General features: G+C 34.1%; 20 protein-coding genes. 17 read left to right on the plus strand and 3 right to left on the minus strand.

Translation table 11 applies throughout. The annotated features are described in order from the left end of the window. Positions 1–175 precede the first annotated feature (175 nt). The 15 genes from HYG86_RS18330 (at position 176) to HYG86_RS15480 (ending at position 11,478) form a co-directional block, all read left to right on the plus strand. The gene (locus tag HYG86_RS18330) at positions 176–310 is read left to right on the plus strand and encodes an LDCC motif putative metal-binding protein (protein WP_281391288.1); all 135 of its coding nucleotides are present in this window, start codon (positions 176–178) and stop codon (positions 308–310) included. Next, on the plus strand, positions 297–536 hold the full coding sequence (locus HYG86_RS15415) for a DUF2933 domain-containing protein (protein ID WP_213166456.1): 240 nt from the start codon (positions 297–299) through the stop codon (positions 534–536). The genes HYG86_RS18330 and HYG86_RS15415 overlap by 14 nt, the downstream gene beginning before the upstream one ends. A gap of 269 nt (positions 537–805) precedes the next feature. Next, positions 806–1,012, plus strand: a complete 207-nt coding sequence (locus HYG86_RS15420; protein ID WP_213166457.1) for a hypothetical protein — start codon at positions 806–808, stop codon at positions 1,010–1,012. Continuing rightward, on the plus strand, positions 1,005–2,384 hold the full coding sequence (locus HYG86_RS15425; protein WP_213166458.1) for a two-component system sensor histidine kinase NtrB: 1,380 nt from the start codon (positions 1,005–1,007) through the stop codon (positions 2,382–2,384). The genes HYG86_RS15420 and HYG86_RS15425 overlap by 8 nt, the downstream gene beginning before the upstream one ends. After that, a complete protein-coding gene (locus tag HYG86_RS15430) occupies positions 2,374–3,723 on the plus strand; it encodes a sigma-54-dependent transcriptional regulator (protein ID WP_213166459.1) in 1,350 nt (449 codons plus the stop codon). Before HYG86_RS15425 ends, HYG86_RS15430 begins: the two co-directional genes overlap by 11 nt. Then, positions 3,668–4,117 (plus strand): NusG domain II-containing protein, encoded by a 450-nt coding sequence (locus HYG86_RS15435; RefSeq protein ID WP_281391289.1) that lies wholly within the window; start codon positions 3,668–3,670, stop codon positions 4,115–4,117. The genes HYG86_RS15430 and HYG86_RS15435 overlap by 56 nt, the downstream gene beginning before the upstream one ends. Before the next feature lie 257 nt (positions 4,118–4,374). Then, a complete protein-coding gene (locus HYG86_RS15440) occupies positions 4,375–4,527 on the plus strand; it encodes a hypothetical protein (protein WP_213166461.1) in 153 nt (50 codons plus the stop codon). Positions 4,528–4,587: 60 nt separating this feature from the next. Then, positions 4,588–4,971: a response regulator gene (locus tag HYG86_RS15445; RefSeq protein WP_213166462.1), complete on the plus strand. Its 384-nt coding sequence runs from the start codon at positions 4,588–4,590 to the stop codon at positions 4,969–4,971. Positions 4,972–5,121: 150 nt separating this feature from the next. Next, entirely contained in the window at positions 5,122–5,826 is a 705-nt protein-coding gene (locus HYG86_RS15450) for a cytochrome c biogenesis CcdA family protein (RefSeq protein WP_213166463.1), read from the plus strand. A gap of 117 nt (positions 5,827–5,943) precedes the next feature. After that, positions 5,944–6,378: a hypothetical protein gene (locus HYG86_RS15455; protein ID WP_213166464.1), complete on the plus strand. Its 435-nt coding sequence runs from the start codon at positions 5,944–5,946 to the stop codon at positions 6,376–6,378. 99 nt (positions 6,379–6,477) lie between these two features. Next, the gene (locus tag HYG86_RS15460; protein ID WP_425489246.1) at positions 6,478–7,164 is read left to right on the plus strand and encodes a response regulator transcription factor; all 687 of its coding nucleotides are present in this window, start codon (positions 6,478–6,480) and stop codon (positions 7,162–7,164) included. Continuing rightward, positions 7,121–8,581 (plus strand): sensor histidine kinase, encoded by a 1,461-nt coding sequence (locus HYG86_RS15465; RefSeq protein ID WP_246451827.1) that lies wholly within the window; start codon positions 7,121–7,123, stop codon positions 8,579–8,581. Before HYG86_RS15460 ends, HYG86_RS15465 begins: the two co-directional genes overlap by 44 nt. Positions 8,582–8,747: 166 nt before the next feature. Continuing rightward, a complete protein-coding gene (gene lgt, locus HYG86_RS15470; RefSeq protein WP_213166466.1) occupies positions 8,748–9,608 on the plus strand; it encodes a prolipoprotein diacylglyceryl transferase in 861 nt (286 codons plus the stop codon). 43 nt (positions 9,609–9,651) lie between these two features. Continuing rightward, positions 9,652–10,197, plus strand: a complete 546-nt coding sequence (locus HYG86_RS15475) for a hypothetical protein (RefSeq protein ID WP_213166467.1) — start codon at positions 9,652–9,654, stop codon at positions 10,195–10,197. Between the two features lie 63 nt (positions 10,198–10,260). Beyond that, entirely contained in the window at positions 10,261–11,478 is a 1,218-nt protein-coding gene (locus HYG86_RS15480; protein ID WP_213166306.1) for an IS256 family transposase, read from the plus strand. Positions 11,479–11,814: 336 nt separating this feature from the next. Here HYG86_RS15480 and HYG86_RS15485 read toward each other — a convergent pair whose 3' ends face one another. The 3 genes from HYG86_RS15485 to HYG86_RS15495 are packed head-to-tail and all read right to left on the minus strand — an operon-like array spanning position 11,815 to position 13,219. Further along, a complete protein-coding gene (locus HYG86_RS15485) occupies positions 11,815–11,964 on the minus strand; it encodes a hypothetical protein (protein WP_213166468.1) in 150 nt (49 codons plus the stop codon). A 17-nt stretch (positions 11,965–11,981) separates the two neighbouring features. Next, entirely contained in the window at positions 11,982–12,257 is a 276-nt protein-coding gene (locus HYG86_RS15490; protein WP_213166469.1) for a CD3324 family protein, read from the minus strand. Between the two features lie 17 nt (positions 12,258–12,274). Beyond that, positions 12,275–13,219, minus strand: a complete 945-nt coding sequence (locus HYG86_RS15495; RefSeq protein ID WP_213166470.1) for a hypothetical protein — start codon at positions 13,217–13,219, stop codon at positions 12,275–12,277. A gap of 152 nt (positions 13,220–13,371) precedes the next feature. On the opposite strand from HYG86_RS15495, the gene HYG86_RS15500 reads away from it, so the two are divergent. Further along, on the plus strand, positions 13,372–13,998 hold the full coding sequence (locus HYG86_RS15500) for a hypothetical protein (RefSeq protein ID WP_213166471.1): 627 nt from the start codon (positions 13,372–13,374) through the stop codon (positions 13,996–13,998). A 49-nt stretch (positions 13,999–14,047) separates the two neighbouring features. Next, entirely contained in the window at positions 14,048–14,950 is a 903-nt protein-coding gene (locus HYG86_RS15505; RefSeq protein WP_213166472.1) for a DMT family transporter, read from the plus strand. The last annotated feature ends 23 nt before the right edge of the window (positions 14,951–14,973 follow it).

Consider the following 14,973-nt stretch of genomic DNA (forward strand, 5'->3'; position numbering starts at 1 on the left):
TTATAGATTTAAAATAAAGGGGTTAGGTTGAATTTCCTACTAAAGGATAATTAACCTAACCCCTTTTGTGTACCTTTCTTCTCCTGAATTCAAAAAGTTATAGTCTTTGGTGTATTTTTATTGGCATGGGTTTTGCATACTAGTAATATATGATCTTCAAAAAAGGAGGAGTATCATGAAAAATATTTTAAAGAAGTTAATTGAATCAATTGCGAAGAGTAATAAAGAGAGTTTTGATAGCAAGAGGTTAGATTGCTGTGACCTTAACAAGAAAAACAATAACGGAGGTAAGAAAAATGGAAAATCATAATCACGGTAAAAGTAAATGGATGATGGTGCTGTGTATGCTACCCCTGGTGGCATTTGTGGTGGTAAGGTTCAGCGGGTTCCAGTTTGGAAGCATAGGCAATTACATTCCTTTCATGTTCTTCTTGCTTTGCCCTTTAATTCACGGAGGTATGTTCTATTTCATGTTTAAGGCAGCTAAGGGTAAGAAAGAAGGAAATGATGGAGATATAGAAATAGAAAATGCTTAATTGCTAAATAAGGTGTAGCATATTAAACAATTTTTGTGGCATATGCTACACCTTGTTTAATGCTAAGTGTACCTATTTGAACTAAGAGAGGAGGAGTAAAGTACATGAACGGTTTCGATATCATTTTTATCATGGTTGCTGCTGTTTGGATTTTCTTTATGTTTAGGAGAGGGGGATGCTGTGGAGGAGGAAAACATCATAGATAAGTTGAAAAAACATAAGGTATTCTATAAACTATAATAAAGAAACAATGCGAATGGGGTGGAAAAATGCCTATTTTAGTTTGTTTAGCCATGGCGGGTATTTTATATTTTTTACTAGATGGCGTAATAGGGGACAAAGATAATACAAAAACAAATACAAGTGATATTGCAGTCTCTGAGCCCTGTGCTGGTTGTGGCAAGAAAGTAAACAATACTTGGAGATACTGCCCCTTCTGTGGTTATGTCAAGGAAACTGGTGAGAAAAATGAATAAAAGGCATTTTTTTACTACTTTAGTTATGGTGGTTTTAATAACACTTCTGCACTATTACCTTTTTAGCAACAGAATGGTTTTTCATGATTTAGTTAGAATATTTTATTATATTCCTATAGTCTATGGAGCATTTGTTTATAGGCTAAAGGGTGGAGTAATCATATCCAGCATAGTGGTAATTCTCTATGCTCCTCACTTGATAATGTATTTTGGGGTTGTAAATTTTGAAGTGGTTTACCAGTTGCTAGAGTTACTGATGTTTATATTGGCGGGCTTAGGGATAGGTTATCTAGTTGAAAAAGATCATATCAAACGAATGGCCATTGAAAGACAAGTGGTTAAGATAACAGATTTAGAAAACTATAACCATAATATTTTAGATAGTATAGAAAGTGGCATAGTTGCTTTTGATTCAAAGGGAAAACTCAAATTTGTGAATCACAAAGCTAATGAAGAATTTAAAGGGTTAAAATATGTCGAAAAATTTTTAAAACAATACTGTATTGAAGAATCTATTGAAGATGTTTTACATGGAGGTACGGAAGGTATTACCCGGGAGATAAATCACAAAGAAGAATCATATGAGTTAAGTTGCATGCCAATTATGACCATAAATAAAGATATTGAAGGAGTCGTAGTAAGCATCAAAAATATAACTATGATGAAGGCACTAGAGGAGCAAGTGCGCCGTGGAGATAGATTGTCAGCCGTTGGAAACTTAGCTGCAGGAATAGCCCACGAAATACGCAACCCTTTAGGGATTATTAAAACAATTAGTCAAACACTACAAAGTGGCGAAAACCACGAATCTGAAAACCTTAAAGAAGGTTTGGAAATTATAGACCATGAAATAAACCGTGCTAATGATGTTGTTAAATGGCTCTTAGATTTTGCAAAGCCTGAGCAATATTCTCCCCAGCCCATTAACTTATCCGAAGTAATAAATCAGCTTTCTAGTATATTCAGTAAATACTCTGAAAAAAAATCTGTGGATATAAAATTAAACAACAAGGATAATATATGGACATACGGGGATCAAGAAAAGCTAAAACAAGCTTTTGTAAACCTCATGTTAAATGGAATTGAGTCTATATCAGGAAACGGCATAATGGATATATCTCTAAAAGTAGAAGATTACAACTGTGTTCTTCAGATAATAGATAGTGGGTGTGGGATAAAGCAAGAAATCACAGAAAAAATATTTAACCCTTTTTTTACTACCAAGGAAAAAGGAACAGGACTAGGACTTTCCATAACCCATAAGATTATTGAGCAGCATAAGGGTAAGTTAAAAATAGAAAGTGTAGAAGGTAAAGGTACGAAGGTTATGGTTTATTTGCCTTTATATGAGGGGGATAGGAATGAAGAATAGGATTCTTGTGGTAGACGATGAACGAAATATGAGATGGGCTATAAAAAACGCATTGGTTAAAGAGGGCTTTGATGTTTTTGAAGCCAGTAATGGAAAAGAAGGTTTAGAGATGCTTGCAAGTATTGAACCTAATTTGGTACTGTTGGATATTCGTATGCCTGGCATGGATGGTATAGAAACTTTGACGGAAATAAAAAAGAAAGATAAAGACGTACCTGTAATCATGATCACAGCCCATGGGACCATGGAAATGGCAATAGATGCGTTAAAGTTAGGGGCCTTAGACTTTGTATCTAAACCCTTTGAACTTGAAAAACTCAAAATAATTATTCGAAATGCCTTAGACCTCAGAAATATGAAAGAAGAAATATCGTACTTGAAAGAAGAGTTGAGATACAACACAGGACAAAGGATTATTGGATCCAGTAAAAAAATGCAAGATGTTTTAGATATGGTGAATCGTGTAGCTAAAACAAATGCTACAGTGCTGATTTTAGGTGAAAGTGGAACAGGTAAAGAGGTTATAGCCAATGCTGTACATTACAACAGTGATCGTAAGGATAACCCATATATAAAGGTAAATTGTGGTGCTATTCCTGAAAATTTAATAGAAAGTGAACTATTTGGATATGAAAAAGGTGCTTTTACAGGTGCTGGTTCAAGGAAAATTGGGAAGTTTGAGAGGGCAAACAAAGGAACTATTTTCTTAGATGAGATTGGTGAACTTAGCTTACCACTACAGGTTAAGCTTTTACGTGTACTCCAGCAAAAAGAATTTGAGCGGGTTGGTGGTACTGAAAATATAAAAATAGATATTAGAATAATAACAGCTACAAACAAAAACCTATTGGAGATGGTGGAAAAAGGATTGTTCAGGGAAGATTTGTACTATAGGTTGAATGTTATTCCCATTGAGCTACCCCCATTGAGGGAAAGAGTTGAGGATATTCCACAACTTATAGACTATTTCACAGAGAAATATTCCCTAGAACTAAGCAAAAAAGACGTTAAAATAGATAGTTCCGTTATACAAATCCTCTGTGATTATACTTGGAAAGGTAACATTAGGGAGCTAGAAAATGTTATTGAACGCATGGTTATACTGTGTGACGGTAATAGAATAACAGAGAATATTATACCTGCAGAGGTCAAAATCCCTTCTACCTCTGAAAACAGTATTGTATTACCTGCCAAAGGTTTAAAGCTAGAAGAGGTAGAAAAAGAACTGATAGTGCAAGCCCTAACCCGTACTGACAATAATCAAACAAAGGCAGCTAGATTACTTGGAATCACTAGGCACACCCTCCTTTATAGAATGGAGAAATATTCAATTAAATAAGTGTTTAAGGGGAGGAATTTATATCAAAAAGGGAGACAAAATAATTATTGCTATAGTACTTATACTGGGATTAAGCATGGGGGGGTACTTTTTGTACGGATTACCACCTATGGAAGATGGTTATGTAATAATAAATGTAGATGGAACCATTATTGATAAGATACCTGTTTTTTCAGATGTTGAAGAGACTGTATATCACGACTTTATTTTTGGTGAACATGAACATGTGGGAACATTAGAAATCATAGGAAATAGGGTGAGAATGTTACCTATGCCCACTGATATCTGCCCAGAAGGGATATGTTCAGATACAGGCTTTATAAGTGGTATGTTTCAAAATATAGTTTGTATGCCCAATAAAATACATGTATATCTAGATATTGATGGTATTTAGTGTAGTCAATGACACAAGCATTGTGGCATTGGCTACACTTTTTTTGAATGATTACTGTTTACATTGACTTCTAAAGTTGGCATGTAAATTGCTTATATATTTGTTAAGAACAAATTTCTTCTGTTGAGTTTAAGAGCCTTAACCTTCTTTAAAATTAAATTTCCCCTTCTTCATAAACTTAAGGCTCTTTTTACTCAGCTCAGATCTCTTTAGTAAGAAAAATATGAAAGATAGTATTTATGAAGGGAGGTGGAGTAATGGGATGTTGTGGTGGAGGACATAATCACCTAAATAAAAATAAAAATACCGAAAATTATAATAATAAGCCAGATACTGTCAGCAATACAAACACGATGCTTTGGGTAGGGGGAATGTTAGTTCTAATTGCGATAGTTTCTTATATATTTTAAGTTTTTTAATACAAATCTAATAGAAATCTAATAATAATTTAATTACACATGGAGGAAAAGATGAACATAAGAGTGCTACTAATACACAGAGATAAGAACATTTATTGGACAATAAGTAATGCCTTGACGAGAGCAGGTTTTATTACATTTCATGCCAGTAGTGGTGATGAAGGTATTGATGTACTAAATCAAATAGACCCAGGTGTAGTGGTGATAAATGTAAATGAAGGCATCACAGGTAGGAAAAATATACTTAAGGAAATTAAAAAGAATCCAAGAACATCAGTAATAGCTGTTGGGAATAATCTAAAAAGCCAAGCTGTAAAGGAAATAATAGAATTGGGAGCTATATATATCAGCGTGAAATCACTAGAAATTAACAAATTGATAAAAACAATAAATGAATCCGTTAAATATAATAAGAGTTTGGCAATATCAGTCTAATAAATATAAAAATGTAGCATTTCCTACACAGAAGTAGAAGATGCTACATTTTTATATTTACAAAATATTATTTATGTAATTTAAGTGGTATTTCTATAAAGTTAATCATATAAATTAAAAAACCAGTTACTAACAGAAGGAGGAAGATCAGTGAGCGGATTTATGAACCTTTTAGAGGGATTAATTATGGGAAATTCATTATTAGTATATATAATAGTATTCTTGATTGGATTTATTTCATCATTAAACCCCCATATGCTAGGGATGGTACCTATTTATCTAGGTACTACAATTGAAAGTGAGCAGGGGAAGAAGAAGTGGAGCGGTTTATTCCTTTTTGCATTGAGCTTTTCCATTATTTTAACAGCACTTGGGATGATTGTATCCACTGTGGGCATGTCTTTACACTCAATTATGACTATTAGTTATACCTTTGCAGGGATAATATACCTTTACTTGGGTTTAAGGCTCCTTGGGCTTCGCATCAGTAAATTTATACCCTTTAAAATCGTTGTGCTTTATACAAAGAAAAAGAAATCGGGAAAGAGAATTTTAAGTAATATCTTTTTGCCATTAATATTTACACCATGTAGTCTACCCTTTATTATTTCAGTATTAACATTGGCAATGATGAGGGGGAGTATTATATACGGAGGATTGATATTACTGGTTTTTGGTCTGGGTCATAGCTTAATATTCATTTTGTTTGGTGCTTTCTCAAATTCAATAGTAAAAATATACGAAAAGATCCAGCACGGAAACTTTATTAATAAACTACTGGGTGCGTTACTTGTTATACTGGGTGTAGTTTTCCTACTTCTAAATCAGAGTCCAGAAATACATAACCATCATTAATTTATCAGGGAGAAAAATGAAATGGCAAATTTCTTCATAATTTCTTCAAAATCTTTTAATATACTAAGCTTAAACCAATACAAAACAAACAACAAATTTGAAGGAGGAATAATAATTATGAACAAAAAAGTATTAATTTTAATTGCAGCCCTAGCAATCACTGTAATATCACTAGGAGGTTTAGCCTTAGCTAGTGATACAGATTCAGATATTATTGGAAGCGTTGTGCCAAGAAATGGATTTGGAGCACGAAGCACTAACCACTGTGGCGGAGATGATATGCTAGAAATTATGAAGGAAAATGGGTTCGAAGATATGGCTCTTGCTATGGAACAAGGAGATTTTGAAGCCATGAATGAGTATATGAATAACCTTACAGAGGAAGAATATCAACAAATGCTTGATTTAATGGATGATAATGGTTTTGGAAATATGACAAGAATGATGGAATCCATAGGATTTGAAGGAATGGTTAATATGCACAATTCTATGATGGGTGGTAGAAATAAGAGTGGTTTCATGGGAAATATGATGGGACGCTTTAACAACTAAATAGAAAAGTATAATATCCAGTATTGAAAAATACTGGATATTATAGTATCTTTAACCCAGTCACGCATGGTAGGAGGTGTTATGGTGGAAAGAAAATCTATAAATATATTGGTTGTTGATGATGAAACTGAAATAGTAAATGTGTTAAAGGCTTACCTAGGTAAGGAAGGGTATACAGTCTTTACTGCTTTTGATGGAGTAGAAGCAATAGAAATCATTACTAATAATAAAATTGATTTTATTGTTCTCGATTTAATGCTACCAAGCTTGAGTGGGGAAGAGGTATGTAAGGAAATTCGAGATACTTCAAATGTTCCAATACTTATGCTAACTGCAAAGGTGGAAGAATACGAGCGAATACATGGTTTGGATATTGGGGCTGATGACTACATGACAAAACCTTTTAGCCCTAAGGAACTTGTGGCTCGGGTAAAAGCCATACTTAGGAGGACGAGGGTGGAGAATAGAAGTAATTCCATGGTTTTCGAAAAAAACCACTTATCCATAGATCTAGATAAAAAAGAAGTTAAAAAAAGAGGCTTATTAGTAGAGTTAACCAATACAGAATACAAACTATTACTACTACTTTCTCAAAATCAAGGGAGAGTATTCAGTAGAGACGAGTTGGTCCTAAAGGTTCTAGGGTATGACTATGAGGGATATGACAGAACAATAGATACACATATAAAAAATATACGGCACAAAATTGAAGAAAAAGATGTAAAGTATATTTTTACTGTATATGGTGTTGGTTACAAGTTTGTTGGTGAAAAAGATGTTAAATAAGCTGCGGTCTAGGGTAATACTTTTGGTATTGGGAGGAGCTATTTTTTCCATAATCTTAGTTAGCATTATTACTAACATCAATCTGCTAGGGGAATTTGACACATACATGAGAAATGAGCACCAGGATAGATTGAATAACCTAATTCAAGTAGTGGAACAGTCCTACACCCTAAACAATGGGTGGACCGATGATGCCCTTAAGAGTGTTAGTTCATCCCCTGATATTATTAACTTTGATATAGAGATAAGGGATATATACCAAAACACAATTTTTACACACTTTATGGAGAGTACCATAATTAAAATGCATAATGATATGATGCAAAGGATAGGGCATGGGATGATGGGAAGAAGGCAGTCTGAAGCTTTGGATAACCGGCTTAGAGATGATAATTACTTTGTTGAAGGTTATGACCTGATAGTTGATAATAAGTTAGTGGGCACAATCATAGTTGGTCAGTTAGGTCCTTTTATTGCCACAGAAAGAGAGGTTCAATTTACTCGAGGTATTAACTACTCCATTTTTTATAGTGCAGTTATATCTATTTTAATAGCGGTTATATTTGGTGTTCACTCTTCTAAAGTATTCTCAACACCTATTATTAAGATAACTGAAGCAGCAAATAAAATAAGGGAAGGTAATTTAGGTACTCATGTGGAGATAGATAACTCAATTGATGAACTTAAAGAGTTGTCACAATCAATTAATCATTTATCTACATCTCTTGCGAATCAAGAAAATTTACGTAAGAGACTAACTTCAGACATATCCCATGAATTGCGCACACCTTTGACAATATTGCAAAGTCACATAGAAGCACTAAGTGACGGAATATGGGAGCCTACACCGGAAAAATTAGATATATGCAAAAAAGAAGTTGTACGGCTTATTAACCTTGTGGAAGAATTAAGGCATCTGAATGAAATTGAGAACCATGATCTTGTCCTAAATACGCAAAATTTCTCATTGTCGGATGAAATATTAGAGATAACCAATAGCTTTGAGCATAGCTTTAAACAGGAAAATATAAGTCTCAGAGTAAGAATTGAAGATAATATAGTGTACAATGGGGACAGGAATAAAATCAGGCAAGTAATCATTAACCTACTCTCAAATTCAATGAAATTTACAAATACAGAAGGTCTAGTAAATGTTAACTTGGTCAAGGCAAACAATAATATCAAAGTAATTATTGAAGACACAGGTATTGGCATTGATGAAAATGAGTTACCATTTATATTTGAGAGATTTTATAGAACTGATCAATCCCGCAGTAGGAAAACTGGTGGGACAGGGATTGGACTTTCCATAGCAAAAACTCTAGTTGACGCCCATGGTGGAAAAATAACCGTTGAAAGTGAAAAGGGTAAGGGGACAAGATTTATTATAACTTTGCCTATAGATCCACAAATATAAAAGCGAACCTTGAAGAGGTTCGCTTTTATATTTTGGCATAGTTATTGCATTATAAAATAACAGGACTGAAAGGTTAAACACATGGAGGTGGAGGTTGGGGTAGTTTCTGCATTAAAGAAAGAGTTTATAAAAGTATTGAAATAGATGCCAATGAGAGGAGAAATATATGAAACTATTATTTAATATTGGTGGTATAGGTATACATTTGTTTGGTATAACAATGGCATTAGGAATTGTAGCAGGGCTTTATATAGTTGTTAGGGAGGTTAAAAGAAAAGGTTTGGAACTTGAGAAGACATTTGATTTGGCCTTTTATACAATTATCGTTGGAGTAGTAGGGGCAAGGCTCAATTATATATTGGCTTTTAATCCAAGCTTTTACTTTAATAACCCTAAAGAGATATTTATGATCCAAAATGGTGGTTTATCTATACAGGGGGCACTGATTGCAGGAATTGTTTTTGCAATTTGGTATATGAAAAGAAATGGCATGCCTGTTTGGAAAACAGCAGATGCATTTGCTCCTGGAATAATATTAGGTCAGGGTATTGGTAGGGTAGGTTGCGATGTATTTGGTATCCCCATGACTGGGCAGTGGTTTTGGGGGATTAATATTGGAGGGCAACTGTTGCATCCCGCACAGATGTATGAGGCCATCTTAAATTATATTTTGTTTTTAATACTATGGAGCAAAAGAAAAAACACTAGGTATAATGGTCAGTTATTTGTCATGTACTTCATTGGTTTTTCCATGAACAGGTTTATAGTTGAGTTTTTTAGGGAGAATCCTTTAGTTATTGGGAGGCTGTCCGTTGCTCATGTGTATAGCCTAATATTTATAGCTGTAGCGATTTTACTAGATAGGTTCTTACAAAATTTGAGCCAAAAGACTCAGACAAGTGTAGCAAATGACACAACTCAAGAAAAGAAGAAGATTGAGCAGAATAAAGAATTTTTACTGAGTATAATAACTATAGGAATACTGACTATTCTATCTCTATTTATCTACTATAATGTGCATTTGTAATCTATAGCTTTGAAAGGTTGTGTAAAAGCATATGGCTAAAAAAATGTTAGTGATATTTATAATATTTACGTTTATAGGTCTTGGTGTTTTTCAAGGAATCTCCCTTTACGTCGGTTCTAGAAACACTAACTCTGGTAACTATATGGTTGATGAGTTTGATTTTAAAGAAAATGATTCCATTGAAAATGAATTCAAAGACAAGTTTAATGATGATATTAATGATGATATTAATGATGATATTAATGATGATGAACTTTTCAGAGAAGATTTTCAAGGTGATGTGATTATAGGTGTTATGCTTAGTGGGCTAGATGAAGCAAACAAACTAATGTTTGAAATATCCATGGATACACATACCGTTGACTTAGATCAATATGATTTAGGCAAAATGAGCAACGTTTTGATTGGTGAAAAATACGTGTCAGAAGGAATAGAGTGGGAAATAGTATCTGGAGCAGGCCATCACATTTTCGGAATATTAACGGTTCAAGTTGATGAACTTTCTAAGGATTTACTAAACGAGCCAATTACTCTAGAGATTAAGGGACTAGATGACATACCTGTCAGAACATTTACCTGGAATAATTAGAGAGAGCGTAATAAATTACGTGTAATTGGATAATAATACCACTAAAAAAGGGGTTGTCCAATTATGACTACAAAGGGTAATTTATTAGCCAAAGAATTAGCAAAAGAGTGCCGAAGTGTAGAAGAAGTACAAGAACACTTAAAAAGTTTATTCAAAGATACTATGCAGGAAATCTTCGAAGCTGAAATGGATGAGCATTTAGGCTATGATAAACACTCACCCATTGGCGATCATTCAGGGAATAGTAGAAATGGTTACAACAAGAAAACCATTAAGACTAAGTACGGAGAATCAACCATAGAAATCCCAAGGGATCGTAATGGGGATTTTGAACCACAAGTAATCAAGAAATATCAACGGACTAGCAATGAGCTCGAAGATAAAATAATATCCATGTATGCTAACGGAATGACCACACGTGACATAGAAAGCCATATGCAAGATATCTACGGCATCGAGGTATCAGCAACAATGGTTAGTAAAGTTACAGACAGGATACTACCTATGATTGCTGAATGGCAATCTAGGCCACTAGATAGGATCTACCCTATAGTTTTCCTTGATGCAATTCACTTTAAAGTTCGTGAAGATAACAGGATAATTAATAAAGCGGCTTACAGTGTACTAGGTATAAATATGGCAGGTCACAAGGAAGTTTTAGGAATATGGATTGGTGGTAACGAAAGTTCAAAGTTCTGGCTAGGAGTACTTAATGACCTTAAAAATAGAGGTGTAGAAGACATCCTAATTGCTTGTAAGGACGGACTTTCAGGCTTTTCTGAGGCTATTAACTCTGCCTTTCCAAAAACAGAAATACAGCTATGTGTTATTCACCAAATCAGAAACTCGATGAAGTATGTTTCGTATAAAGAAATGAAACAGGTAATGGTAGACCTGAAAAAAGTATACCAAGCTTTAACTCTTGATGAAGCAGAATATGCTTTTGAAGAGTTCAAAGAAAAGTGGGGTAAAAAACACCCAATAATTATTAAATCATGGGAAAAAAATTGGGATGAGTTAACTGTTTACTTTAAGTATCCTAACGAGATACGTAAATTGATCTATACTACAAATACCATCGAAGCATACCATAGACAGCTGCGTAAAGTTACTAAAACTAAAACATCTTACCCTAACGATGAAGCCTTAGAAAAAATATTGTACTTAGCTACCATGGAAATATCTAAGAAGTGGACTCAACCACTTAGGATCTGGAAACAATGTATCTCCCAGTTTGCAATATATTTTGAGGATAGAATTGACTCAAATTTAGCTGTTTAGTGCTGGGCTTTGCCCAGGAGTTTATCGCTTTAGTTCTCCCAAGGATAGAAAAAAGGACAAAAAAAGATAGAGGGTCAGATCCTCTATCCTCGGCAGAACCTTACTAATCGCTCAGGTTACTCTCCAGTATTGCCTTATCCTTTTAGTAAGTAAGAGCCATGAATATTATATCCCAGTAATGGGAAAATATTTCTGATGTATGTTTAGATTTTCTACTAGTAGATGCAGTAAAGTAAGAAATCCAATTACACTAAATTATTTATACTCCCTAATTAGAATAAGGGGTTCAGGCTTCAATTATCCAATAATGGATGATTGAAGCCTGAACCCCTTTCATTACTTACACTTTTTGCATACTTTTACAGTGCCATTTTCTGTTACTGTATCGTATAGGACTTTGACTCTTGTGGTTTTACATATGGGGCATGTTCCTCTGCCCCTTGACTCTAAGTTCCATAGACCTTTGCCACGATTTTTTTTGGCCATTTAGGTATCATCCTTTCTTATTTGTCTTTGCGTTGTGCGTATACAATCTTGCGAATGCTTTCAGTACTTAAAAAAAATATCTGTGTTAGTTCTTCGTAAGAAAACCCTTCTTGATGCTTAGCTAAAATTTCTTTATTTCTAAAGGATATGTTTTTTACTGCTCCACTTTTTTTCCCCCACTTAGTTCGTTCATTTCCCTTTTGGGGAATGTATATTTGTTCACCTTGTACGTATTTTTGTACTTGCTCTAGTATGTCAGGTGGGAGTATGTTTTTTGCGTTTCGATATGACAAAAGGATACTCCTCCTTGTTATTTTTCTAAAATGGCATCTACCCAGAACTCGAAGCAGTAATAGTTAAACTCTTCGAATAGATGAATAGGCTTTTGGAATTCCCTTGATAGATATACAATCACTTCTTTTTGGGGATAAGACTTGTTTATTAATTCAAGCTGTTTGCCCAGTAGGAACTGTCCTAGAACTCTTTCTTCATGACCAGTCTGAGCACAAGAACCTATTTTGAAATTATCAACCCAAACTTTATTATCATATTCCTCATACCCTGAAAATACACCGGCCACTATTTGATCACTGGAATTTTGCAAAAACATAGCTGACTTTTTAAAATCGTCGGTTTCAATATAATCTAGAAACTCCTTGTAAGAACAATTAATAAAATAGCCGTTGGGATCTTGTTGGTAAAAAAATGATATTATCTGATCTTTTAAGTTGGGACTATAGTGCACAAAACTCATATCACCTGGAAGGGTAAAATTTGGGGATTGACCTTTGCTATCTTCATCTTTTCTCATGTAAACCCTATAGTACGGGTTAAACCCTTGTTTAATCAAAGTTGGTAATAAGTAAGTAGATAAAGTTGGATAGTATTCTATCTCCCCATGCTCTAACATCTGAATCATAAATTTTCTAAAGGGCTGGGTATCTAACCATTTCTTGAAATTTTGTATAGACTTATCAACTATGTCAAATCGATTTTCAAAGCTAGAAGGTAGTAACAATCTAGACCTGAGTAAGCCATCATCATCTGGTAGTGTATACAGATGATAAATACAAGTTTCTGACTTTGATACTTCGTCAACTAGGCAAATTGCCTTTTCGCCAAACTGAAGATAGCGGCGAAAATCATTAAACTCTGACTTTACATAAGGCAACATTGGGATAAAATCCTTAATTCCTGTTTCAAGGATTTTTTTATAATCTTTGAAAGAATTTTTATCAATAACTTTTATTGTCATGTAGATCACCTCCGCAACTAACTATATATATTATTGCATAAATTTTACAATAACTTAAGGTAATTTTTTATTGTAAGAGTTTTTTACCAATAAGAAGGAAAAAAATATATATTCTCGAATACACTTATAACAAACCAAAAGGAGGGAAAAACGTGAAGAACTTATTGTTTATGAACACTGTTTTAGAAAAGTTTAGTGACACAGACTTTATTAAGAAGTTAGTTGTTATATGTATGAGGGCTATGGCCGGTATTATTTCACTACTTGGTTTATTTCTTTTCTTTGGCCTACTAAATGAAATTTTTAGTGGTATGTTGGCTGGTTCCACTGCATTTTTAGGACTGATCTTTGCTCTTTTGTTTGTTATAATAACCTACATGGTTGTACACGTGCTTATTGCTAGGGCAAATGATATTAATAAAACTCAGCTTATCCACTACCCAATACTGACTTTAATATCTAAGCTTATAAAAATCATTGGAGAGGTCTATATCACTTTTTTATTCCCCATATGTATAGCCATGGGCTTTTTTGTGATTTTATCAAGCAGCGACTATTTAAGTTATATGCTTTTAGAGCCATTTCGTTTTACTGGTGTATTCACGTTTATAGGGTATGGATACCACTTTAACCCCATGGATGGATTAATAGTAATGATTTTTGGGCTATTTGCTTCTTTGACTATATTTTTCGCAACTTATGGAATTTCAGAGTTGATAACTTTGATAGTTAATGTAGGTAAAAAAAGTAATATAAGTTCACCTTCTCAAATACCCTAAAATAATGTAGAATCAATGTAGAAAATACTTATAGTGGAGAGATGACTTGATGAGCGATAATAAATTAGCAACTTTAGCAGTACTGGCAACGGTTTTTTTCTGGGGAGGCTCAGGATCCATAACCAAGATAGCTCTTCGGGAGTTATCGCCTTCTATACTAGTTACTTCAAGAACATTGATAGCGGGGCTTTTGCTGGTGATAATTAGTAAAAAGATCTATGGTCATGTTGTGTTAACTAAAAAAGACCACAAGTTACTGGCCCTATGTGGTTTTGTTGGGTATTCAGTTTATTTTCTATTAGAGAGTTATGGTTTTAGTCTAATAACTGCAGCTAACGGAACTCTTATTTTAGCAGCTATCCCTTTGTTTACTGTGGCCATTGAAGTCCTTTGGCTTAAAGAGTCCATTAGTTTTAACAAAGGCTTAGGTGTATTGATATCCATGGTTGGTGTGGGACTAGTTATTGGTAAGTCAGTATCTATTTCAGGAAACTCACATGAAATGTTAGGTACTTTATTTATGCTAGGTGCCGCTTTGAGTTGGGCAATATACACAATTGTGGCCAAAGGATTAAACCCTGAACAGCCTAGTGTTTTGCTAACTGCTTATCAAATGCTTTACGGTGTGATATTTATGATTCCTGCTTTACTCTTTGAAGGGGTGGGATCTATAAGTATATCTCCTATAACAATTGGAAGTGTATTGTATTTGGCACTTTTTTGTTCTGCCCTTGCGTGTTTCTTATTTTTGATTGCTATCAAAGGCTTAGGACCATCTAGCACAAATGTATATCTAAACCTCATGCCCTTTGTAGGCATAATCGTAGCTTACTTTGTATTAGGAGAAAGCCTGTATCCAATGCAATACATCGGTGGTATAGTTATTGTAGCTGGAGTATTTTTAGTTAACTATAAAGGAACCCAAAAGGCTCAGGTTGTGATAGAAAGCTAATATTTACTAGGATGGAAGTGATA

Origin of the sequence: Alkalicella caledoniensis, from assembly GCF_014467015.1 — a bacterium.
GTDB classification, from domain to species: domain Bacteria; phylum Bacillota; class Proteinivoracia; order Proteinivoracales; family Proteinivoracaceae; genus Alkalicella; species Alkalicella caledoniensis.